This is a genomic window from Rhizobium sp. YTU87027 (assembly GCF_050644135.1).
GTDB lineage: Bacteria > Pseudomonadota > Alphaproteobacteria > Rhizobiales > Rhizobiaceae > Rhizobium.
On record NZ_CP098440.1, the window covers coordinates 341,434 to 365,138 of the forward strand.

Sequence of the window (23,705 nt, forward strand, 5' to 3'; positions counted from 1 at the left end):
GCTTTTCGTTTTCGACCTATCGCGCCTGCGCGGAAGCCCCTAATTTGGGGGCGAGGTAATTTCAAATTTTTGACGATTGCCAATTTTTTGAAGATTTTCTTTAAATTTTTCGAATTAACCTGCGAGGCTCATGTCTCAGGGGATATCCATGCTGCGCTTGTTCTCGGCTTCCATCGTACGTCAGATTGTTGCCATCACGCTCGTACTACTCGTCTGCAGCACCGCGGCGATCGTCTGTGTCACCTATTACAAGCTGAGCGCCTACGTGATGACGAGCGCCGTCTCCGACGCAAAGGACGCAAGCCGGACCATGGCGGTCCTCTACGGCGCAAGCGACGCCACCGTGAAGATTGACGTCAGCAACAACCAGCTTGCCGGGGTGACTGAAGATAAACTTCCCTCGCTCAACGATCATGTTCTGGTCGATCGCACCGCGCAGTCGATTGCAGGTGTTGCCACGGTCTTTGAACACCAGGGCAGCGACTACGTCCGCGTCTCTACGAACGTGAAAAAGGAAAACGGCGACCGCGCCGTCGGCACGAAGCTCGCCGCGGATCATCCTGCGCAGGCAGCATTGGCCAAGGGCCAAGCCTATTACGGCCCCGCAGAGCTGTTCGGTCGGAAGTTCATGACGGGCTATTTCCCGATCAAAAACGCTACCGGTTCAAACGTCGGCATTCTTTTCATCGGCATCCCGATGGAAGTCTATTACAACAGCCTGCAGCAATTGTTGATGCTGGTGGCAGGCGCTGGCGTAGCGGTGTTGCTGCTGGTCGGCGTGGTCGCCTACTTCGCCATCCGCGCGTCCGTCAGGCCGCTGGAGGCATTGACCGCGACCATCCACACGATCTCTGCAGGAAATCTCGACGGACCAGTTCCCTGTGTGGAGAAACAGAACGAGTTCGGTGCGATTGGACGCGCCCTGGCGCTCTTCCGCGACAACGCCCGTGCCCGCCAGACATTGGAAATGCAGGCCGCCGAACAGCGGCAGCTCAGCGATGACGAGCGCGCCCGCAACGATGCCGAGAAGCGTGCGCTCGATGGGCAGATCGACTTCGCCGTCAATCAACTCGCGGCCGGCTTGGGGCGCCTGGCGCAGGGCGATGTCTCTCAAACGATCCAGACCCCGTTCGTCGGTCGCCTGGAGCAGCTTCGCGTCGATTTCAATGCGTCGCTTGTTCGCTTGCAGGAAACGCTGGCGCGCATTCGTGACAACACCGCTTCGATCCAGACCAATTCAGGAGCCATGCTGGCTTCCGCCGACGAGCTTTCGAAGCGCACGGAAGCGCAGGCCGCCAATCTCGAAGAAACCGCAGCTGCCGTTGAGGAAATCACCGCAACAGTCAAATCCTCCGCAGTGCGGGCGCGCGAGGCGAACGACGCCGTATCCGTGACGAAGAAGAACGCCGATAGCTCAGGTGCCGTGGTCAGTGATGCAGTCGCGGCGATGGATCGCATCGAGGAGGCCTCGAAACAGATCGAGCAGATCATCGAAGTCATCGACGACATCGCGTTCCAGACGAATCTTCTGGCGTTGAACGCTGGCATCGAGGCGGCACGCGCCGGTGAGGCCGGCAAGGGCTTCGCGGTCGTTGCACAGGAAGTGCGTGAGCTTGCGCAGCGTTCCGCAGACGCAGCGTGCGAAATCAAGGGTCTGATTGAGAAGTCGACGCGGGAAGTCATGACCGGGTCTGGCCTCGTGCAGAAGACCGGCTCGGTGCTCGCCGCGATCAGTCATGAGATCATTGCGATCAGCGGTCACGTTGAAACAATCGCGACGGCAAGCCAGGACCAATCGGCTGCTCTGCAGGAAGTCAACGGTGCCGTTAATGCGATGGACCTGATGACGCAGCAGAACGCCGCAATGGTCGAGGAAACGACCGAGGCAAGCCGCCAGCTTGCCAATGAGGCGGATGCGCTGATGGCGTTGGTTCAGCAGTTCCGCTTCGAAGCCACTTCCGATTACGGCCGCGCAAGGCAGGCGGCCTGATCTTCCCGTTCAAACGGACAACGACAGGGTGCCCTGGCGAGAAGTGTTTTGATCGAGATTCCGAAGGATGTGACGAAGGCCGTGACCCGGACCATGCGGGAGCTGCCAAAGCTTTCATAGAATTCGTTTTCGACTCGTGGCGAATACTTGTCACGGCTGTCGTTGAGCATGTCTGCAATTTCAGCAATGGCGATTGGGGTAATCATGACGATGTCCTTTCGTGTAGGCATCGCCTTAACTATCCATCAAAATATGCTTTATAAACGCGAATTATCTCACTATGTTTTTCGTCAATGAAAAACACGCAGTGGGACTCCTTCCAGCTTTTTCTTCAGGTTGCCCGGTTTGGTGGGCTGACCGGCGCCAGTGCATCGAGCGGCCTTAGCCCCGCGACGATCGGCCGTCGCATGCTCGATCTGGAGCATGAGATCGGCAAGGCTCTCTTTGTCCGCAGTCAGACGGGCTACAGCCTCACCATGGACGGCCAAGTACTGCTGGATCATCTACAGGACATGGAGGCGGCAGCGCGCAAGGTCGACGCCTGGCGGCAGGCGGGCAGCGTCGGCGCAACGGTCAGGATCGCGGCCGGCACTTGGATCGCGTGGCTTCTGACCGAGAATTTTGCTGCGGTCCGCAAGCCTGGCGATGCCTTCGCAGTCTCGCTGACCATTGGCGAAGCGCGCGCTAACCTCAACTACAGGGAAAGCGACATCGGTATCCGCGCCTTCGAACCGGACGAAAGCAACCTTGCCGCCCGCCTGCTCGGCGAGGTTGCCTATGCTGTTTATACGAGACGCAATGCCGAAGGCACCGATGAGCGATGGGTCGCCGTCGCCGAAGAGGATGCGATCTCGAATTATCTGCGTTGGCCGCATCGCAACGCTGCCGGCTCGATCGTTGCGACCGTCAACCGGCCGCGCTCGCTTCTGGAATTGCTGAGAGCAGGGACGGGCAAGGCGGTTCTGCCGTGCTTCGTCGGCGATCTCGATCCCGAACTGCAGCGTCTTGGTGGCGAGCTGCCGGAACTGCGCCACCGGCAATGGATCGTCATGAACAACGAGGATCGGCACCGGCCGGAAATCCGGACCGTTGCCGATCGCATGACGAAATTGCTGAAGAGCTACGTCGATCTCTTTGCGGGTAAGCGCCCCAGCCGAAGCTAGGGCGCCCGTGGTCTCAGTTGCGGCCCGCGACGATGACGGGGATCAAGAGGTCTCCCCAGTTCCCGTCGCCGCCATGATGCCTTGCCGAGCGAACCAACTCGACGGAAACCCCGGCATCGACAGCCTTCATGACCGACTGGTTCAATCGGTGCAGGTCGTTGGCCAGCATGCGGATCATCGTCTGCTGGTCCGGGGTCATGCAGGTGGATTGTTCTTCAGCGCGTTCCTTGACGCGTGCAAGCGTAGGCATGGCATTGTCCTCCTTGGTGCGATCATTCTGCTGCTGGTTTGAACTGTGCGTGTTCGGTGGATTCCTTCATCGCCGTGGTCGACGAACGTCCGCCGGTGATGGCCATCGAAACGGCATCGAAGTAACCGGTGCCGACTTCGCGCTGATGCTTGGTCGCGGTGTAGCCGTTGACCTCGGCCGCGAACTCCGCCTGCTGCAGTTCGGAATAGGCAGCCATCTGCCGGTCCTTGTAGCCTCGAGCGAGCTCGTACATGCCGAAGTTCAGCTGATGGAAGCCGGCCAGCGTGATGAACTGGAACTTGTAGCCCATCGCACCGAGGTCGCGCTGGAACTTGGCAATCGTCGCGTCATCGAGGTTTTTCTTCCAGTTGAACGACGGCGAGCAGTTGTAGGCGAGCAGCTTGCCGGGATGCACCTTGTGGACGCCTTCGGCAAAGCGGCGGGCCTGCTCCAGATCCGGCTTCGAGGTTTCGCACCAGATGAGATCGCAGTGCGGCGCGTAGGCGACGGCGCGGGCGATGCACGGCTCGAGCCCGTTGCGAACCTGATAGAAGCCTTCGACCGTGCGACCCGCATCATAATCGACAAAGGGCCGGTCGCGCTCGTCGATATCGGATGTGAGCAGCTTGGCGGCTTCCGCATCCGTGCGGGCGATGACGAGCGTCGGAACGCCCATGACATCGGCGGCGAGGCGAGCCGCATCGAGGTTGCGGATATGCGCTGCGGTCGGGATCAGGACCTTGCCGCCCAGATGGCCACACTTCTTCTCCGACGCCAGCTGGTCCTCGAAGTGGACACCGGCCGCACCTGCCTCGATATAGGCCTTCATGATCTCGAAGGCATTCAACGGGCCTCCGAAGCCTGCCTCTGCGTCAGCGACGATAGGCGCAAACCAGGTCTCGACGGAGAGGCCGTTCTGCTCTGATGTTTCGATCTGGTCGGCGCGCTGCAGGGTCCGGTTGATCCGCTTGGCAAGCTCTGGCCCGGCGTTTGCCGGATAAAGCGACTGGTCCGGATACATGGCCGAAGCGGTATTGCTGTCTGCAGCGACCTGCCAGCCGGAGAGGTAGATTGCCTTCAAACCGGCCCGGACCATCTGCATCGCCTGATTGCCCGAAAGCGCGCCGAGCGCATTGACGAAATCATCCTGATGCAGAAGCTGCCATAGTCGCTTGGCGCCCATTTCCGCGAGTGTATAGCCCAGTTCCACGGAGCCGCGCAGACGCTTGACGTCATCGATCGAGTAGGGACGCTCGACCCCGTTGAAGCGTCCTGCCGGAAGGTCCCGGTGCAGCTTGTCAAATTCTGTCATCTCATGCTCCTTGCAGATTATGTGGTCGGTTTGGATGATTAACAGAATTTACAAATTTCCGAGAAAAGCCAGAGATATCTATGGAATAGCCATCAGAAACGAGTTAGGATGCAAAGCCTTTGACATGGGCGCTCTGTAAATTTGTAAAGTATTGTAAATTCCGGTTGGTCGGTGTCTTGTAAAGGATTGTCACATGGCGGAGCGCAAGATTTTTGCGGGACCGAAGGTTCGGCGCATTCGCAACGGCCTCGGCTTGACGCAGTCCGCGATGGCTGAGGAGCTTGGCATCTCTCCGTCCTATCTCAACCTCATCGAGCGCAACCAGCGGCCTCTCACCGTGCAATTGCTGCTGAAGCTGTCGTCGGTCTATAAGGTTGATTTGGAGGAACTGAGGGATGAGAGCGGCGGCAGCCTCAACCAACTGCGCGAGATTTTTGCGGATCCGCTGCTGGCCGGCGAACTTCCCGGCGATCAGGAGCTCGTGGAGGTCGCGGAAGCTGCGCCCAATGCGGCAAGTGGCATAATCAAACTCTACCGCGCCTATAGTGAGCAGGCCAGCCGCCTCTCTGACCTGACGTCGCTGACGGCAGGTGCGGGGCAGATGCCGCTTGCCGGTGCGCGACTTCCGGCCGACGAGGTCCGCGATGTTCTGGAGCGGCGCTCGGCATATTTCCCCGAACTCGAAGAGGCCGCCGAGACGTTCTCGGCGCGTTTTTCGGAAACCCGCGATCTCCCGGTCGCGTTCAGGGAGTGGCTGCGGGCGGAGCGCGGCATCAGCGTCCGTGTCCTTCCGGTTCACGTCATGCCGGATCTTCGGCGTCGCTTCGATCGGCACTCGATGCGGCTCTTCGTTTCCGAACGCCTGTCGCCGGCCGATCAGGCGCATGAGATCGCGATTGAGGTCACGACGCTGGCATTGCGCGATGCGATCCTTGCGGAACTCGATGGCCTGGCATTGTCGACGCCAGAGGCGAAGCGGATAGCGCGCTTCGAACTCTGTCGTTACGGCGCATTGGCGCTCGCGATGCCCTATGCACCCTTTCTTGCTGCGACCCAGGGCAGCCGGTATGACGTGGATATCCTTCGTTCCCGCTTCGGCGTTTCCTATGCGCAGGCGGCAGCCCGGTTGGTCATGCTGCAGCGGCCGGGTGCCTCCGGCATTCCCTTTTTCATGATCGAGATCGATGCGGCTGGTCACCGGCTGCGGCGGGCTGGAGCGCACGGCTTCCCGCATTCGCGTTTCGGCGGCGGCTGTCCCAAGCTGAACATCCATGCCGCCTTCCTGCAGCCGGCCCAGATTCTTGCCGAAACGGTTGAAATGCCGGATGGCGGCAGTTACCTTACGGTCTCTCGGACACTTGAGGGGCCAAACACCGCGTTCGGAGAGCGCATCAGGCGCACCGCCTTGCTGATCGGCTGCGAAACTGCTGCCGGCGAAGCGTCGGTCTACGGCCAGGTTGCAACGACGCAGCAGCCGGTTGCGATCGGACCGGCTTGCCGCCTTTGCGAACGGCGCGGATGCCTTGCGCGCGCCGAGCCGCCTGTCACACGGCCGCTGGGCCTCGATGAGATGGTTGCAGGCCTCAGCAGCTTCGATTTCCAATGACTGTGAAATGATTGAGACTGCAGGTTTTTGCGCTTGTCGGCTTCTGAAAAGCTTTCTAGTCTGGTTGCAAAACCAGAGGGTGGGCGTCCGTGAAACGGCGCCGCAAAGCAAGAAGAAGACAGGAGATATCATGAGGTCAACAATCGCAAGACTTGCAGCGAGCGCCGTTGTGCTCGCGTTTGCCGCTGCGCCGTCCTTTGCGCAGGAGCGGGTGGTCAACGTCTACAACTGGTCGGATTATATCGACAGCTCCATCCTCGAAGACTTCACCAGGGAAACCGGCATCAAGGTCGTCTACGACACCTTCGATTCCAATGAGACGGTTGAAACCAAGCTGCTGGCCGGCGGCACGGGCTACGACGTGGTCGTGCCGAGCGGCGACTTCCTGCAGCGCCAGATTCAGGCCGGTGTCTTCCAGAAGCTCGACAAATCCAAGCTGCCGAACCTCTCCAACATGTGGGATATGATCCAGCAGCGCACCGCGATGTATGACCCCGGTAACGAATACGCGGTTGACTACATGTGGGGCACCAACGGGATAGGATACAACAAGAAGAAGCTTGCTGAAGTCCTCGGACCGGACGCAAAGGCACCGGGCCTTGAAGCAATCTTCGATCCGAAGGTTGCTGAAAAGTTCAAGGATTGCGGCATCTATGTCCTCGATGCACCGAAGGACGTCATGCCGTCGGCCTTGACCTATCTCGGACTTGAACCCAATTCGAGCAAGCCGGCCGATCTGCAGAAGGCCGGCGAACTGCTGGAAAAGGTACGGCCCTTCGTTCGCAAGTTCCATTCCTCGGAATATATCAACGCCTTGGCTAACGGCGACATCTGCATCGCGTTCGGTTACTCCGGCGACATCTTCCAGGCTGCCAATCGCGCGACCGAAGCCAAGAACGGCGTGGAGATCGGTTACTCCATTCCGTCACAGGGTGCGCAGATGTGGTTCGACATGATGGCGATCCCGGCGGATGCCAAGCATGTTGCTGAGGCGCACGAATTCCTCAACTACATGATGAAGCCCGAAGTCATCGCCAAGGCCAGCAACTACGTGTTTTATGCCAACGGCAACAAGGCGTCGCAGCAATTCATCGACAAGGCAGTCCTCGAAGACCCGTCGGTCTATCCGAGCGAGGACGTGATGAAGAAGCTCTATAGCGTCACCCCATGGGATCCGAAAACGCAACGCACAGCGACCCGGATCTGGACGAAAGTCGTCACCGGCCAGTAATTTAAATCAGGCCCGGTCGGCAACGCCCGGGCCTTTTCTTTCTATGCCGGTCTCGGGGAAGCCGGCTTTCAAAATGACTTTTCGGGGCACAATATGAAGTCACTTGGCAATATCCGCCGTTCCTTTGCGCCGTGGGCAGACCCTGCATCGAAGCCGTTCATATCGTTCAACAATGTCACGAAGCGGTTTGGCGACTTCACAGCCGTTGATGACCTGTCGCTGAACATCTATCACCGCGAGTTCTTTGCCCTGCTGGGGGCTTCCGGCTGCGGAAAATCCACGCTGCTGCGCATGCTTGCGGGCTTCGAACAGCCGAGTTCGGGCGAAATCGTCCTCGACGGCACCGACCTCGCCGGAACGCCGCCGTACAAGCGACCCGTCAACATGATGTTCCAGTCCTATGCGCTCTTTCCGCATATGACAGTGGAAAAGAATATCGCCTTCGGTCTGCGTCAGGATGGCATGCCGAAGGAGGAGATCGCCGAGCGCGTTCTGCAGATGCTGAAGATGGTGAAGCTCGAGAAGTTCGCCACGCGAAAGCCGAACCAGCTGTCAGGCGGCCAGCGTCAGCGTGTGGCTCTGGCGCGTTCCCTTGCCAAGCGGCCGAAGGTGCTGCTGCTCGATGAGCCGCTCGGCGCGCTGGACAAGAAGCTGCGCGAGGAAACGCAGTTCGAGCTCATGGACCTGCAGCAGAACCTCGGTCTGACCTTCGTCGTCGTTACCCACGACCAGGAGGAGGCGATGACCATGGCCGATCGCATTGCGGTCATGAGCCATGGAAAGGTTATCCAGGTCGCGACGCCGGCCGAGATCTACGAAGCGCCGAATTCCCGCTTCGTCGCTGATTTCATCGGCGACGTGAACATCTTCGACGGCAAGGTCACGAGCGCCAACGACAGCACCGTCGAGATCGCCGTCGACGAGCATTTCTCGATCAGTGTCATCACCCCTGAAAAGCCGGCCATGGGGTCTTCGGTCGGTTTTGCGATCCGTCCGGAAAAGCTGAAGGTCTCACGCAAGCCGCCAGCCAATCCAAAGGTGAACGCAGCCTCCGGGGAGCTGTGGGATATCGGCTATCTCGGGGATATGACGGTCTTCCACGTGAAGCTCAAGAACGGCAAGGTGGTCAAGGCCTCGCTCCTGAATGCCCAGCGCGCGGTTGACGATCCTTTCACCTATGACCAGGAAGTCTGGATCACCTTCGCCGAGGATGCCGGCGTCCTCCTCAAGGATTGAACCATGGGCAAGCTCGGTTCCGCCGTCTACAATCGCCTGGTTATCATCGTCCCCTATGTCTGGTTGCTGCTGTTCTTCCTGGCGCCGTTTTTCATCGTCTTCCGCATATCGCTGTCGACGACGGCGATCGCCATGCCTCCCTACGAGCCGGTCTTTTCCCTTGGTGACGGCTGGGCAGGGTTCTGGGAGAAGGTCGGCACCTTCTCCTTCGACAACTACAGCTATCTCATCGATGACCCGCTCTATGTGAACGCCTACATATCGAGCCTCGTGATTGCCGGAGTATCGACGTTCCTGACGCTGCTGATCGCCTACCCGATCGCTTACGGCATGGCCCAGGCGCCACGCAGCATCCGTCCGACGCTGCTGATGCTCGTCATCCTGCCGTTCTGGACGAGCTTCCTGATCCGTGTCTACGCCTGGATCGCGATCTTGAAGCCGGAGGGGTTGTTCAATCAGCTGCTGTTATCGCTGCACGTCATCGACACGCCGTTGATCATCCTTAACACGAATGTCGCGGTCTATATCGGCATCGTCTATTCCTATCTGCCGTTCATGGTCCTGCCGCTCTATTCCTCGCTGGAAAAGATGGATGGCACCTTGATCGAGGCTGCGCAGGATCTTGGCTGCACGCCGATCAGCGCATTCTGGCGGGTGACTTTCCCGCTGTCACTGCCGGGCGTCGTCGCCGGCTGCATGCTGGTGTTCATCCCCGCGGTCGGCGAGTTCGTTATCCCCGATCTGCTCGGCGGATCGCAGACCCTGATGATCGGCAAAACGTTGTGGAACGAGTTCAACGCCAATCGCGATTGGCCGGTGTCCTCGGCCGTGGCGACGATCCTGCTGCTGATTCTGGTGATCCCGATCGTGTTCTTCCAGAACGCGCAGGCCAAGGCCGACGAGCAGGGGAGATAGACATGCTGAGATGGACCCGTTTCAACGTCGCCTCCGTCGCGCTCGGCTTTGCATTTCTCTACCTGCCGATCGTTCTTCTGGTGGTGTTTTCCTTCAACGAGTCGAAGCTCGTGACCGTCTGGGGCGGCTTCTCGACCAAATGGTACGTCTCCCTCCTGCACAATCAGGCTTTGCTCGATGCCGCCTGGGTGACGATCCGCGTCGGTATCCTCTCAGCCACCGCGGCAACGATCCTCGGAACGCTCGCGGCGATCGCCTTGGTGCGGTACACCCGCTTTCGCGGGCGCATGCTGTTTTCCGGCATGGTGTATGCGCCGCTTGTCATGCCTGAGGTGATCACGGGCCTGTCGCTTCTGCTGCTCTTCGTGGCAATCGGCCTTGATCGCGGCTTCTGGACGATCACGCTGGCGCACACGACGCTGACCATGTGTTTCGTTGCCGTCGTCGTGCAGTCGCGACTGTTGAGCTTCGACCGGTCGATCGAGGAAGCGGCACAGGATCTCGGCGCGCCGCCGGTTAGGACCTTCTTCGAAGTCACGCTGCCGATCATTGCGCCTGCGGTGCTCTCCGGCTGGATTCTCGCTTTTACATTGTCGCTCGATGACCTCGTCATCGCGAGCTTCACGTCGGGTCCCGGGGCGACGACGCTGCCGATGAAAATCTATAGCCAGGTCCGTCTCGGGGTGACGCCCGAAATCAACGCGGTCTGCACCATTCTGATCGGCATCGTGGCGATTGGTGTGATCTGCGCCTCCACCATCACGAAGCGCCGCGAATTGCAGCGTGAGCGCGACGAGCGGGCGGCGGCAAACGCGCCGTGATTACTTGGTCGATCCCTGCTGTGTGACGGGCGCAGGCGAGATCACAGGCTCCGGCCAGGCGCCGCCAACGAAGAACGGCAGCGGTGGGAGGCTCGTCGACGCAGTCGGATCTGTCGCTTCGATCGTGCCCGACAACGCCAATCCATTCGATCGGTATGGGATGACACCGGAAAGGATGATCGTCTGCTGCGGTCCCTCGATCCGTCCACCATGGATCGTCGCCGCGCCATCTGCGAGATCGGCGGCGATGTCGAAACTGTCGAAGGCGAAGGCTCGGTGCGATACCGCGTTCAAGGGGAAGAAGTCGGCCCGTGTGGCCTCTTCGCGTACTGCTTCAGCATCGAAGCCCGGAAGCGAGCCCGAGCGCGCGTGGAAAGCGATCCTGCCTGTGACGTCGCCAGCGCCGACCTTCCAGAGCGGTACGGATGTCTTGAGCGACATGTCGAGGGAGCCGGTCGTAAGGGGAAGCGGTCCCTCGAGCTGAAGCCGCTCGATCAGGCCGGCGAAGTCGGCTCCCCGGATCGACAGCTGCAGCTTGCCGCCGCCGTCAAAGTCACCGCGCATCGCCTCTAGATGAGCGGATAGCGCCCCGCCTTCGAACTGACCGTCGCCGATGTCGAACTTTGCCTCGTTGCTCGAAACGATAATGCTGGCCCCGACATCCGACAGCATGAAAGGTTCGATCAGCGCTTGTTTCGCGGAAAGCCGGAGGTCGAGATCCAGCTTCTGCAAGGCGCCGCCATCTGGCGGTCCGTTGGCTTCACCGGCGGCTAGGCGAAGGATGAACGCGTCGAAGAGCGACCGGAAATTCATCTGGTCGAAAGCCAGCGTGCCGCCAAGCTTGGCGCGTCTGCCTGGCGGAAAGGCAACGTCCATTACGCCCTTCGCATTCGATCCATTCATGCTCATGCTGACATTGTCGAAGCGAAACCCGTTCGAAACCGAAGCGACATCGGTCTCGATCGAAAAGCTTTTCAGGGTCGCGAGAACAGGCAATGAACGATCAGCCCAGGTCAAAAGTGCCGGCAGATCGCCGATGCTGAGGGACATGTTGCCGGAAAGATCGAAGAAGTGCGAAATGTTCGCCAAACCCTGGAACCGTGCCGTGAGCAGGCTCGAGGTGAGCGATCCGCTCATTTCGGCCTTGTTGCCACCGAAGATAAGCAGCGGGCTGGGGGATGAGAAATCAAGCTTGAGGTCCTGTCCGCTCGTCCGCGCGATCAGCACGGCGGTAATCGGACTCGATAGCTTGCGCCAGCTGACATCGGCGGTCACACCGTCGAAGCGAAAAGTCCTTCCGCTTGCGACATCGGCAACATTGACCGTCCCATCCTCAACGGTGATGGCACCGACAGCGGCATCCAGTTTCTTGTCGAGAACTTCTCGTCCGCCCTCCTCGCGTGCACCAGCAATCGCCCTTGCCAGAAGTCCCTCATTGGTCCAGTCGATCACGCCGTTGCTTTCACGGGTGAGTTGCAAAGTGGGGCGGAGAAGATGGAACTCGTGGAAGCTTGCGCGCCCCCTGATCGCATCGATCAGGCTGAACTCGGCGGAAAGGCTTTCGATGGTTCCCAAAAGCCTGTTCCCATCGCCCTGCTGGTGAACCGAGATCTTGTTGAGGGTGATGCGAGGCGTCGGCCAGAATTCGATCACCGGCTTGCCGGCAATCTCTGCGCGATAGCCGGCCCAATTGGAGAGTGCATCCTCGATGCCGGAGCGCACGAGGCCGGTGGAAATCAGATAGGGGCCGGCGACGCGAAGCGCGACGAAGATCGACAGGAAAACGAGCAGGATAATCGTGGCAAGCCGCGCGAAGCCCGGCAGCCAGCGCGACACGGGCCTGATTTTCCTCTGCCATCGCGGTCGTCTTGACGTACCCATGAATTCCGCCAGTATTTCGGCCGTCGCCGGCCCTTAATGCTCTGAAATGCCGGATATATCAAATGCCGGCTGCTTGCAAACGCGAGCTGCCGGCGCGGTTCGTTAGTACCTTTATAAGCTGATATTGCATGGTATACAGGCAAGCAAATAGGAGAAGTGTCGAATGCGCGACGATAAGCCACTCTGGGTGCCTTCGCGAGCATCGGTTGAAGCGAGCCCGATGTACGCCTTCATGCAGCAGTGCAATCGCGACTTCGATCTGTCCCTTGCAAGCTACCAAGATTTGCACGCTTTTTCGGTCGCCGAGAGGGAGCGGTTCTGGACGTCGGTCTGGGAATTCTGTGGCGTCAAAGGCGAGCGCGGAACTCGCGCGCTGCTCAATGGCGACATCATGCTCGATGCGCGCTTCTTCCCCGATGCGACCCTGAATTTTGCCGAGAACCTGCTTTCCGCGGAAGGCGCGGGTGACGCACTGATCTTTCGGGGGGAAGACAAAGCTGCCTATCGCTGGAGCTGGGACCGGTTGCGTGGCCTCGTTTCCAGGCTGCAACAGGCATTCAAGGCAATGGGTATAGGATCCGGAGATCGGATTGCCGCGATGATGCCGAACATGCCGGAGACGGTGGCATGCATGCTGGCGGCCGCGTCGATCGGTGCGATCTGGTCGTCATGTTCGCCTGACTTTGGGGAGCAGGGCGTCCTTGATCGTTTTGGTCAGATCGGACCGAAGCTTTTCATCGCCTGCGACGCCTATTGGTATGGCGGCAAGCTGCAGGACGTGAAGGCCAAGGTGGCGACCGTAACAAAGCAGCTAGGCACACCATGCCTCGTCATCCACTATGCTGGCGATGCCGCTGCGGTCGTCAACGACACACCTGCCGCCGAGACGCTGGAAGACTTCATCGCGCCGTTCGAAGCGCGTGCTGTCGAGTTCACCCGCCTGCCATTCTCGCACCCCCTTTATATCCTTTTCTCGTCGGGAACGACCGGCGTTCCGAAGTGCATCGTGCATTCCGCTGGCGGCACATTGTTGCAGCATCTCAAGGAGCACCGACTGCATTGCGGAGTTCAGCCAGGGGAGAAGCTTTTCTATTTCACCACATGCGGCTGGATGATGTGGAACTGGCTGGTGAGCGGCCTGGCGGCCGGCGCCACGCTTTGCCTTTTCGACGGCTCGCCATTCGCGCCCGACGGCAACGTCCTTTTTGATTTTGCGGCTGCCGAGAAGTTTGTCGTCTTCGGCACGTCGGCGAAATATATCGACGCTGTGCGCAAGAGCGGGCTGACCCCGCGCACGAGCCACGACCTCTCCAGTCTTCGGCTGATGACATCGACCGGGTCGCCGCTGTCGCCCGAAGGCTTCACCTTTGTCTATGAGGGGATCAAGGAAGACGTGCAACTCGCATCCATTTCCGGTGGCACGGACATTGTCTCCTGCTTCGTCCTCGGCAATCCGTTGCAGCCCGTCTGGCGTGGTGAAATCCAGGGGCCGGGCCTCGGCCTTGCCATGGATGTGTGGGATGACGAGGGCCAGCCGGTTCGCCAAGAAAAGGGTGAGCTCGTGTGCACGAAGGCCTTTCCGTCGATGCCTGTGATGTTCTGGAACGATCCGGATGGCGCCAAATACAGGGCAGCCTACTTCGAACGTTTCGACAATGTGTGGTGCCACGGCGACTTCGCAGAATGGACCGAGCACGAGGGCATCATCATTCATGGGCGGTCTGACGCCACGCTCAATCCCGGCGGCGTCCGCATCGGCACGGCTGAGATCTACAACCAGGTCGAACAGATGGACGAAGTTGCGGAGGCGCTCTGCATCGGCCAGGAATGGGATGACGATGTCCGCGTGGTTCTTTTTGTGCGCCTGGCGCCCGGTGTCGGTCTCACCGACGACTTGGCGAAGGCGATCAAGAACCGCATTCGCTCAGGCGCTTCACCACGCCACGTGCCCGCAAAGATCATCGCCGTCAGCGATATTCCCCGCACCAAGTCCGGGAAAATTGTCGAGCTGGCGGTTCGCGAGGTCGTTCACGGTCGGGCGGTAAAGAACAAGGAGGCGCTCGCCAATCCGGAGGCGCTCGATCTCTTCGCGGGGCTTGCGGAGCTGCGCGTCTGACCGACGGATGGCACCATTGATTACAAGCTTTCACCTTTGAGAGATTGAGGGACGCGGCAACCTTTCATTAAGAAACGTTGGTCAAAAGTAAATCCAACTTGGGGCTGCATATGAACGAGGCAGCCGGAGCCCTCGGCTCCCAAAACATGATGTTAGCTTGACTAAGCCCTTTTTGAACAGCACCCGAACTCTCAGGCAGCCTCTCGGCTGCCTTTTTTCGTTCAGCCTGCCAGGACGCGCTGCGACGGGAAGGCGATCTCGACCAGCGTGCCTTCATTGGGCGCGGAGCTGATCGCGAAAATTGCCCGGTTCGCATCGACCATAGCCTTCGTCAGCGGCAGGCCGAGCCCCGTGCCGTCGCCCCGATGGCGCGACTGTGCGGACACCTGCCGGAACGGTTTCATGGCCTGATCCAGCTCGCTCCGGGTCATGCCGACGCCGGTGTCGCGCACCCGCAAGACGACGCTGCCGTTTGCCTCGTAGGAGGTGGAAACGACAATTTGTCCGCCTGCCGGCGTAAACCGTATCGAGTTGGAGAGGATGTTGAGCGCAATCTGCTTTATCGAACGAAGGTCGGCGACAACGTCAGGCACGGCTTGAGAGAGAGCGGTGCGAATGATCACGCGCTGGCTGTTGGCCTGGGGCTGGAGGAGTGCAACTGCCTCAGAAACCGCCTCGTTCAAATCGATCGCGCCGAAATCCAGGTCCATTTCGCCGGCCTCGATCTTCGAGATATCCAGCAGATCGTTGACGATATCGAGGACATGGCGTCCGGACCGGCCGATGTCGTTGGCATACTCGACATAGCGGGGGTGTCCGATCGGCCCGAAGCGCTCGGTCGCCATCATATCGGAGAAGCCGATGATCGCGTTGAGCGGCGTGCGGATCTCGTGGCTGACACGTGCCAGGAAGTCTGTCTTATGGTCGCTGGCGGTCTCCGCTGCGCTCTTGGCGCTACGCAGCTCGTCCTCAGTGCGCTTCCACTGGGTGATGTCACGGATCACCGCGCAATAGCCGCTGGAGGAGGTGAGCCGTCCCATTGTCATGAAGAGCGGCACGAAACCGCCGGCGGCTTCACGGCCAATGACCTCCCGCCCATCGTTGAGCACGCTTGCGACCCCATGACCCGACAGACCGCCGAGGTAATCGAGCACGGCCTTTTGGCTCTCATGCGCAAAGAGCATGACGAAGGGCTTTCCGCGGGTCTCGTCTTCGTCGTAGTTGAACAGTGCGCTTGCCGAACGGTTCATCGAGCGGATGTCGCCCTCGGCGCCGATCACTACGACACCGTCCGTTGCTGTCTCCAGGATCGAACGCAGTTCCTCGACTTCCACCTGCAGCTTGGCGACCTTCTCCAGCATCCTTTCGAATGAACGAGGTTCCGCCGGAGCAACGGGGCGCGCAGGAACTGCGGCGTCACTCGCTGCGGGCATCAGTGCGAGCATCAACGCGCTGCTTTCTTCCCAGCGAATGGATTGCAGCCGCGCCGTGACCGGAACAAGACTATCATCGACCGTTACCAGCATCATCGTGCCGGAGCGGCCGTTGCTCCCTTCCAGCTCGGAACGCTGCAGCAGCGCATCAATGCCGCCGACCTCGCTCAGCGCTTCCAGTGTCTGGTAGCCGGTTAGTCGCATGAATTCCGGATTAGCGTGGATCAACTGGTCGCCCGCATGCACGAGGACGGCGACAGGCAACTGGTCGATGGTGGTGGCGGATAGCCCCGCGCCCATTTTTGCGCGCGGCGGAATGAAGCTCGCCAGCATGTCCATTTGGCTGACGGTTTCCTCCAGCCCTTCGGTCACGTCGTCGGTCGCGTCTGCCGTCTCGGTTCCGTCGGCTGCAGCCCGTGCCCCCTCAGCGTCTTCACTTTCCAGCGGCACACCGACCGCATCAGCCCCGAAAGCGACTGTCTCATCGGCGTGCGTGCCGAGCGTCGGAGCTTCCGCCGTCACGATGTCGCGTTCCTCGGTTTCGTTCGCCGCAGGCTCATCGTCGCGCGGCTCCGGCTCGCGGACGCCGAAGGCTTCGAGACGCTTGGCGATCTCGCGGAAATTTGCCTGTTCGGCGGAGGTCAGCTGCGGGCCGACGCCATGCAATTGCACGATCTTATCAGTTAGCCGGCGGCTCGGATTTTCGACGATCCGCAAGGCCGGCGGCTCGGTAGCTGGCCGCGGCTCTGTCGGTTCGGACGTCGTCTGAATGTCTGCTTGTGTGGGCGCAGCCTCGTCAGCAGTCGGCTCGGAAGCCGGGGCGACCGTTTCTGCCACCGTCGGTTCGCCGGTCGCCACGTCATCGGCGAGCGCCGACAACACCGTGTCTTCGAAGGCTTCGGCCGGCTGATCGAGTGCGGCCACGTCATTGATGATGCCGTTCGGGCCAAGCGTAAGGCCGAGCGCTAAAGGATCTTCGGCGGCATCGGACAGGCGCACGACCCCGAAGCCGCGAAAACCGTCGAATTCCCGGCTTCGGGTATAAGTGGGCAGGGCCGCGAGATCGACCGGCACAGCCAGGCTTGTTCCCTCGATCGGCCAGTTGATCGTCTTGCCGGACCAGGTGTCACGCCGCGCCAGGGCTTCGCTGATCTTGCCGTCCGGATCGAGGTTGAACAGCGCGGAAATATCGCTGAACGGCGTGCCGATGATATCAGCGGCATGCGGCCCGACGGCTTCGGCAAATTCGTTCGACACTTCGCTGAACCGTCCCGCTGCGTCGATCTTCCAGACAAAACGCGTGGCACGACTGTTCGGATTGAAAACGAAGGCGCCTTTCCTGGGGGCCATCTCCGGCTCTGGCTCCGACTGCTCCGTTTCGTTGACGACGTCGGCATCATGATCGTCGGCATCGACGGTTTCGGGCGCTGGCGCTTTCGCAAGGCCATCTTCGACCGCGGCGGATGCTGCTTCCTCGTCCGGAGCAGCCACAGCCGGTTCGTCCGCCAGGCTTTCCGACGCTGTCTCCATCGCGGTTGGCGCTTCGACGAGCGAGGGCTGTCCGGCCTCTTCCGCTGCGGCGAGTAGCGGTTGGTCTTCGCGGTTGATCTCTTCAGGGGTTGGCTCGGCGTCCAACGTCTCTTCGGCGACTGCTGCGGCTTCGGCGGTCACCGCTTCTGCCGTATCGCGCTCAAGCGTTTCCTCTTCAGGAGGCTCTTCCATGTCTTCAATGCCGGCAATGGCATCGATCGCATCGACGAAGTTCGCGGCCTGCGGAGGCGCAATATGGTTAACGGCGGCTGTGGATAAGTCTTCTTCGGGCGCCGGCGGGTCGATCGGATCGAGGTGACCGATGACGGTCTCGACGGCGAAAAGGAGATGGAGCGCCGGCTCGTCGCTGAGTCGCCCGACGGCTGCCGGAAGGTAGCCTTTGCCGGTCGCAACGGGGCGCTTCGCCAAGCGGTCGGCATGATTGCCTGCAAGCGCGGTCATTGTCTTGGCGGTTTGCTGCGTGACACCCAGCGAGGCAAAGCCGGGCGAGGCGGCGATGATTTCCCCATCGGCGCCGATAACTGCCATATGCGTATCGGGATCGTCGAGGCCCCGGAGCATCTGTTCGGCGGATGCCTTTATCGACAGAGCGTTGGTCGCAACTGGCAGCGACAGAAGAACGGCGCGCTCCCCGGATGCGAGGCGGATCAGTTCCACCGTTGCCTGAACCGGAACGCGCTGGAAGCCTCGAGCAATGCGGATCATGAAGTTGCGGCTGTCGCCGACATTCACGAGCTGCCGCGCTGTTACCTCCAACTGGCGGAAGGTGATGTCGGCTCGGTCTATCCCCTGGTCCAGCAGGTCGTAGACGGCCGATTGCCCGAAGAGTTCGGCGCCGGCACCGTTTGCCCAGAGCGCGCGGCCGAGATCCGCCGACAACAGAACCATCGCTTCACCACGCGAAAAGCGTTCCCGCACCCGGGGATGCACGGCGATGTCGATGAACGGATACTGCACTGCGGGCATGATCGAACCTTCGGCTTCGGTCATCGTGAAAATTAATAGTCTATTAATAACGATAGCCCGGAACGGGGTCCAGAACAGAGCCCGGCTTTCGGCTGGAAAGGTTAACGCGTTGTGCGTCGCACAAACATATTGCAATGCACAAAAATCTGCGCTATATGATGGACATCTAACCTACGAGGCCATCACGCATGCCGAGGCAAAAGGAGCGCAAACCAATGGCTAACATAAAGATGGACGACGTTTTTTCAATGTCGTCATTTGATCCTTCCAAGTTCACCGAATCCTTCCGCGACTTCGCGGAAAAGGGCGCACAGCAGTCGCGTGAAGCCTACGCGAAGATGAAGACCGCCGGCGAAGAAGCAAGCAAGACGCTCGAGGCAACGGTTCAGACCGCCCAGGCCGGCGCTGTCGAAATCGGCCATAAGGCGATCGACGCTCTGCGCACGAACGCTGAAAACTCGCTGACCCACATGGAAGCGCTGCTTGCAGTCAAGTCGGTCGCCGAACTCGTCGAGCTCCAGACGACCTTCCTGCGCAAGCAGGTCGAGTTGACGATCGAGCAGGCCAAGACCATGCAGGAAACCTCCAAGCAGGTTGCCGAAAAGCTTGCCAAGCCTTCCAAGGAAGCAGCCGAAAAGGTCATGGCCTCCTTCAAGGCGGCCTGATTTTCGACAGGACACACGAAGAGGCTGGACCATTTGTCCGGCCTTTTTGTATATTGGGGAGAGATAGGGCTTGAATTAATTTTCAAGTCCTCGTATGTGACCCCCGTCGCGTCAGACGCGATTTGTGCGGTTGTAGCTCAGTTGGTTAGAGCGCAGGTTTGTGGCACCTGAGGTCGGTGGTTCAACTCCACCCAACCGTACCATTTTCCTTCAGCAGATGTCGTTTCACCGTGGTGGCCAGATCGCGCGAAAACGGTCGTGCTCTCACCTTACCCAAGCAATGCTCCTTCGGAACAATGCGGGTCGATGAAGCGAGCACGGCGGCCTGCACCATGCCCGCGGACCGGTTTCCCAATCAATACTTCGACGGCACGTAAAGCTCCGGCGGCAGCACCTTGCGCTCATAATCCGGATTGAAGACACGGTTCGGCAGCGTGATCTCCTCGTGCGGGACGTCCGTGTAAGGAATTTGATGCAGCAGGTGATCGATGCAGTTCAGCCGTGCCCGCTTCTTGTCGTTGCCTTCGACGATATGCCATGGAGCTTCCGGAATGTTGGTGCGCGCGAAGGTCTCTTCCTTCGCCTTTGTGTAGCCTTCCCAGCGGACGCGCGATTGCAGGTCCATCGGTGAGAGCTTCCACTGCTTCAAGGGATCGTGGATGCGCACGAGGAAGCGCATCTGCTGCTCTTCGTCCGTGATCGAGAACCAGTATTTGACGAGCCGGATGCCCGAGCGAACGAGCATGCGCTCAAATTCCGGCACGTCGTTGAAGAACTGCTCGACCTGGTCCTCAGTCGCAAATCCCATGACCCGCTCAACACCCGAGCGATTATACCAGGAGCGGTCGAAAAGCACGATTTCGCCGCCGGCAGGCAGGTGCGGCACGTAGCGCTGGAAGTACCATTGCGACTTCTCGCGGTCTGATGGTGCGGGCAAGGCGACGGTGCGGACAACGCGCGGATTGAGGCGCTGCGTGATGCGTTTGATCACGCCGCCCTTTCCAGCGGAATCGCGGCCCTCGAAGATCACGACAACCTTCTCTTTGTTGTAAACCACCCAATCCTGCAGCTTGATCAGCTCCGCCTGCAGCGAAAGTAGCGCGCGAAAATAGTCGAGCCGGGGAACCGACGCCGGATGGGCGTTGCGGTAGATATTGCGGATCGCGTCGGAAAGGGCCGGCTCGGAAAGCTCCAGCTCGTAGTCCTCGTCAATGGTGTCGGCCAGTTCGGCTTCGAGCCAGTCGGAATAGTTGTTGTCGGATGCATTATTCATGGACGTTCACCCTCGATATGTTCGTGGCACGGTTGGAAATGCGGGTCTCGGTCGGCCTCAAGCCGTAGATGCAAAACAGCGACTGCACTCTTCAAGTCCCGCCTGAGCGCAAGGACGCTGCAGCAGAGGCGAGCAGTGGATCAAGAATACAGGCAGGAACCACTGTCCTGATCTTGTTCCCTCAAGTGGAGAGCCGGGGCAATCATGATGATGTTCTTTAAGATGACATATTGTCATCTCGGGCTCCTCTTGGGGCGAATCCTTGGTCGGGTCTATTCCCTTAGAATGAACCTCCTGTGACATTGGACGCGCGGCTTGTGCATTGAGGTTTGAAGAATTGCTCCCTTTATACGTGCGCCATCAAAGAATAAGACATAGATAAAATACAATATGTAGATATAGACGCGGTTTGGCGACGTTCTTGCCGCCCTTTGTTCATTCTTTACTAATAAATCGATCCGCGGGGAACGGGGCACCAAAAAGGGATCACAGACTGTCGGAACGTTGAATTCGCTCACTTGTCGAGGCCAATTGAGTTCGGCGCTTGGTGCGATTTCCCGTATCCTGACACTCAGACCTACATGCGTTCCAACGCTGTGATCCAATGAAATGAAAGGTGCATAAGTATGGGATTTACTCTCCTTATTCCTTATTCCTTATTCAGACTCTCAGCCAGGATCCGGCAGTGTCAATCAAGTCGGCCTTGAGAATAGTGCATTTCATTGATTTGGCACTTGGCCTAGGTGCCGCAACCGCGCTTGATCTTCTTGTGTTGCGGTTTTTGATCAGAGGTAAGATTACGCAAGATCATTGGAAGATCTTCAAGTTCGGCACGAAAGTCGTCAACTGGGGCCTGATCCTGCTCTGGGCACAGGGCTTGGTTTTCTCACCTATTACGGCGTCTTCGATCCGGCGAAGCTCGGCAATGAGAAGATCTGGGCCAAGATGATCATCGTGCTCATCTTGACCGTCAACGGCGGCTTCATCCACTCCATCATCCTTCCGCGGGTGAAGAAGCAGATCGGTCGCTCGATCATGGAAGGCTTGCCTTCGTCGCATCGCAGTGTGTTCATCGTTTCTGGTGCGATTTCGGCCGTCTCCTGGTACGTGCCTATGATGCTCGGCGCCCTGCCGCAGCTGAACTTCGCAGTACCGATGGGTACCATCCTGCTCGCCTATGCCACCCTGCTGAGCTTAGCGATCCTGGCTGCCCACGCGTTGCTGTTCGTCATGCCGACCGAGCACATAGGGGAAGCGTCCGAAGAGGACGTCGCTCTGTCCGCCGAGTTTGCATGATACCGACTTTCGATCTGCGCCCGTCGGGCCTGTCGAACGATCCTCTGACCTAGCGGTGTCGTTGGATCCTGCCTACATCCGCTACAGACTGGACTTGCTTCGGAATGCGCGCCCCTTTCGAAGCAAGTCCGACCAAACTCTTCAGCCCCGCTGAAACGTGGTCTTACCCAAGGCCTGCGTTGTTCGCATGGCGGTTTCATTCGCCCGATTTAGGTCACGATGATTCGTCTCGAAACCGGTGCGAATGCCGGAAAATAGGTGACAAATCGCAGCGTGCGAGACGTTTTTTTGGTGTGTGGACGCCTCTATCGGCGCCATCGGGTGGGCCGGCAAAACTGCTTTGCTTACAAAGGGCAATCAGATTTTGCCAACTTGTTCGAACTCCCGTCGTTGGGCTCTCGTCGATCACGGATTAACCATACTGCATTGCAAATCGTGATCGAGAGTGCCATTTTCTCGCCGGGGGCTAATTCAGAGTGATTTCAGAAGGAGACGTAAATGTCCATTTCGCTCAGCAATCTGGATGCATCCAAGGCTACCGCCGTTTCGGCCATGAATGTAGCCGCTGCTGTACGTGCCGCTCGAGAGGCCGTCGGCTATAGCGTCGATGACCTCGCAGTAACCTGCGGTCTGGTTGTCAATGAGATTGAGGAAATCGAGAGCGGTGAGGATGCGGATCCCGCCAAGCTTAAGCGGATCGCCTCTGCATTGCAGGTGCCGGTCTCATTATTTGTTCCGATGTGAAGATAATCTCAGGGCCGGGCAGGCAACTGCCCGCCTGGCCTTGCCCCCGTCAAACCGCCTGAAACGACCTTCCTTCATTTCTTTTTAACTTTCCTCTCCGACCCGGCTGAACGCTTTTACCCGCAAAGGGTAGTTTTACCGTCGCTGGTTGTGCGGTGCGTTAGCAACTTCATAGCAAATGTCCTCGAATGAGCCGAGCGCCTGCGCGCTGCGGCGGCTTGCTGTATCGGGGAGAGGGGAATGAGCAGGGTTCGTCGCATTGGCGCCACGCGACTTGATTTGAACGAAATTATGAAGCGCGGCGGCCTTGCAGTCCTTTCCGTTCTCGCAGTCCTGCTGCCGATCCTGAAGATCAGCTTCACGAGCGAGACAGACGACGTCGTTCTGGGGGATTTCCAGCTGCTGGGTGGGGCCGCCTATCTTCTGCCTGCTGCATTCCTATGCGGTCTTGCGACCGTCGTCTTCGATGGCATGCGCGTCCACGCCCGCTTCGTCGACATCGCCGGATTGATCATCGTTTTCGCGGCGGTCTCGCGTGCCGCTTATAGTCTCGGCTCAAGCCTTAGACAGGACGCTGCGGCGGTTGATGCACCTGCACAGAGCCTGGATCAATTGGCACAGGTTTCCTTGTCCTACGGCAGCATCCCGCTGTTGCTCGTCCTCTTTGGTGCCTTGTGGCAGTTGCGGAAATCATGGCGCAGCTGAGCGATGCGTTGGCGCATGGAACCGTCATGTCTCCTTGGACGTTCGGTCTACAGGAGAAATGTGCATGTCGAAAACGCTTCTTTACGGTGCAACCAAAGTGGACGAAGGCAACGAGGCTTATTCCGCGCTTGCGAGCCTTGAGCAGTTCCAGTGGCGCAACCGCGTCCTAGTCATCTTTGGCGACTGGACAAACGCGCGGGCTGCTCGCCAGGAAAACCAATTGCTTGCCGACCGCGATGCCTTGCAGAACCGCGATATGGTCATTCTCAAGATTGCCGGCGGCAGTGTCAGGGTGCTGTTTGGGGCTGGTGAAAGTCTGGATGCTACAGCGATCGCGAGCGAGTTGGGGGATCCAGCGGCCGGAGAGTTTGCGGCCTTTCTCGTCGGCAAGGACGGGACGGTTAAGCTGAAAGTCAGCGAGCCGATCTCGAGGGGTGAACTGCTTGCCATTGTCGACAGCATGCCTGTGCGCGCGGCCGAGATTGCCTCGGACAAGCAGCAGACAAGCGACGAGTCCGAGAAGCGCGACGACTGACCTGATGTTGAACCGC

Annotated in this window: 19 protein-coding genes and 1 tRNA gene; 14 read left to right on the forward strand and 6 right to left on the reverse strand. The window is 59.4% G+C overall.

Annotated elements, in window-relative coordinates; genetic code table 11:
* Window positions 1-148: 148 nt before the first annotated feature.
* Window positions 149-1,990: a methyl-accepting chemotaxis protein gene (locus NBG89_RS01705; protein WP_431321441.1), complete on the forward strand. Its 1,842-nt coding sequence runs from the start codon at window positions 149-151 to the stop codon at window positions 1,988-1,990.
* On the opposite strand, the gene NBG89_RS01710 is transcribed toward NBG89_RS01705, so the two are convergent.
* Window positions 1,963-2,220 (reverse strand): hypothetical protein, encoded by a 258-nt coding sequence (locus NBG89_RS01710; protein ID WP_431321442.1) that lies wholly within the window; start codon window positions 2,218-2,220, stop codon window positions 1,963-1,965. The genes NBG89_RS01705 and NBG89_RS01710 overlap by 28 nt on opposite strands.
* A gap of 63 nt (window positions 2,221-2,283) precedes the next feature.
* On the opposite strand from NBG89_RS01710, the gene NBG89_RS01715 reads away from it, so the two are divergent.
* The gene (locus NBG89_RS01715) at window positions 2,284-3,153 is read left to right on the forward strand and encodes a LysR family transcriptional regulator (protein WP_431321443.1); all 870 of its coding nucleotides are present in this window, start codon (window positions 2,284-2,286) and stop codon (window positions 3,151-3,153) included.
* A gap of 13 nt (window positions 3,154-3,166) precedes the next feature.
* On the opposite strand, the gene NBG89_RS01720 is transcribed toward NBG89_RS01715, so the two are convergent.
* Window positions 3,167-3,403, reverse strand: a complete 237-nt coding sequence (locus NBG89_RS01720) for an SMc00767 family acetate metabolism repressor (RefSeq protein WP_088694697.1) — start codon at window positions 3,401-3,403, stop codon at window positions 3,167-3,169.
* Window positions 3,404-3,425: 22 nt separating this feature from the next.
* Window positions 3,426-4,715 carry an isocitrate lyase gene (gene aceA / locus NBG89_RS01725; RefSeq protein ID WP_431321444.1) on the reverse strand — a complete coding sequence of 430 codons (1,290 nt, stop codon included), beginning with the start codon at window positions 4,713-4,715 and terminating at the stop codon, window positions 3,426-3,428.
* 193 nt (window positions 4,716-4,908) lie between these two features.
* Between aceA and NBG89_RS01730 the strand changes: the two genes are divergently transcribed.
* From NBG89_RS01730 to NBG89_RS01750, 5 genes are all read left to right on the forward strand, one after another.
* Window positions 4,909-6,321 (forward strand): helix-turn-helix domain-containing protein, encoded by a 1,413-nt coding sequence (locus NBG89_RS01730; protein WP_431321445.1) that lies wholly within the window; start codon window positions 4,909-4,911, stop codon window positions 6,319-6,321.
* A 130-nt stretch (window positions 6,322-6,451) separates the two neighbouring features.
* Window positions 6,452-7,552: a polyamine ABC transporter substrate-binding protein gene (locus tag NBG89_RS01735; protein ID WP_431321446.1), complete on the forward strand. Its 1,101-nt coding sequence runs from the start codon at window positions 6,452-6,454 to the stop codon at window positions 7,550-7,552.
* A gap of 93 nt (window positions 7,553-7,645) precedes the next feature.
* Window positions 7,646-8,788, forward strand: a complete 1,143-nt coding sequence (locus NBG89_RS01740) for an ABC transporter ATP-binding protein (protein WP_431321447.1) — start codon at window positions 7,646-7,648, stop codon at window positions 8,786-8,788.
* 3 nt (window positions 8,789-8,791) lie between these two features.
* Window positions 8,792-9,703: an ABC transporter permease subunit gene (locus NBG89_RS01745; protein ID WP_088694693.1), complete on the forward strand. Its 912-nt coding sequence runs from the start codon at window positions 8,792-8,794 to the stop codon at window positions 9,701-9,703.
* 2 nt (window positions 9,704-9,705) lie between these two features.
* A complete protein-coding gene (locus NBG89_RS01750) occupies window positions 9,706-10,524 on the forward strand; it encodes an ABC transporter permease (RefSeq protein WP_007530203.1) in 819 nt (272 codons plus the stop codon).
* On the opposite strand, the gene NBG89_RS01755 is transcribed toward NBG89_RS01750, so the two are convergent.
* Window positions 10,525-12,405: an AsmA family protein gene (locus tag NBG89_RS01755; RefSeq protein ID WP_431321448.1), complete on the reverse strand. Its 1,881-nt coding sequence runs from the start codon at window positions 12,403-12,405 to the stop codon at window positions 10,525-10,527.
* 163 nt (window positions 12,406-12,568) lie between these two features.
* Between NBG89_RS01755 and NBG89_RS01760 the strand changes: the two genes are divergently transcribed.
* A complete protein-coding gene (locus tag NBG89_RS01760; protein WP_431321449.1) occupies window positions 12,569-14,521 on the forward strand; it encodes an acetoacetate--CoA ligase in 1,953 nt (650 codons plus the stop codon).
* 221 nt (window positions 14,522-14,742) lie between these two features.
* On the opposite strand, the gene NBG89_RS01765 is transcribed toward NBG89_RS01760, so the two are convergent.
* A complete protein-coding gene (locus NBG89_RS01765) occupies window positions 14,743-18,471 on the reverse strand; it encodes an ATP-binding protein (RefSeq protein WP_431321450.1) in 3,729 nt (1,242 codons plus the stop codon).
* 215 nt (window positions 18,472-18,686) lie between these two features.
* Between NBG89_RS01765 and NBG89_RS01770 the strand changes: the two genes are divergently transcribed.
* Complete coding sequence (locus NBG89_RS01770) at window positions 18,687-19,136, forward strand: phasin (protein ID WP_431321451.1); 450 nt, start codon at window positions 18,687-18,689, stop codon at window positions 19,134-19,136.
* 126 nt (window positions 19,137-19,262) lie between these two features.
* Window positions 19,263-19,339, forward strand: a tRNA-His gene (locus NBG89_RS01775).
* Window positions 19,340-19,491: 152 nt separating this feature from the next.
* On the opposite strand, the gene ppk2 is transcribed toward NBG89_RS01775, so the two are convergent.
* Window positions 19,492-20,409, reverse strand: coding sequence for a polyphosphate kinase 2 (gene ppk2, locus NBG89_RS01780; protein ID WP_431321452.1), 918 nt, complete (start codon window positions 20,407-20,409; stop codon window positions 19,492-19,494).
* An 810-nt stretch (window positions 20,410-21,219) separates the two neighbouring features.
* Here ppk2 and NBG89_RS01785 point away from each other — a divergent pair.
* The 4 genes from NBG89_RS01785 (at window position 21,220) to NBG89_RS01800 (ending at window position 23,689) form a co-directional block, all read left to right on the forward strand.
* A complete protein-coding gene (locus tag NBG89_RS01785; protein ID WP_431321453.1) occupies window positions 21,220-21,705 on the forward strand; it encodes a hypothetical protein in 486 nt (161 codons plus the stop codon).
* Window positions 21,706-22,203: 498 nt separating this feature from the next.
* Window positions 22,204-22,449 (forward strand): helix-turn-helix domain-containing protein, encoded by a 246-nt coding sequence (locus NBG89_RS01790; protein WP_431321454.1) that lies wholly within the window; start codon window positions 22,204-22,206, stop codon window positions 22,447-22,449.
* 240 nt (window positions 22,450-22,689) lie between these two features.
* The gene (locus NBG89_RS01795; RefSeq protein WP_431321455.1) at window positions 22,690-23,154 is read left to right on the forward strand and encodes a hypothetical protein; all 465 of its coding nucleotides are present in this window, start codon (window positions 22,690-22,692) and stop codon (window positions 23,152-23,154) included.
* A 64-nt stretch (window positions 23,155-23,218) separates the two neighbouring features.
* Window positions 23,219-23,689, forward strand: coding sequence for a DUF4174 domain-containing protein (locus tag NBG89_RS01800; protein ID WP_431321456.1), 471 nt, complete (start codon window positions 23,219-23,221; stop codon window positions 23,687-23,689).
* Window positions 23,690-23,705: the final 16 nt, after the last annotated feature.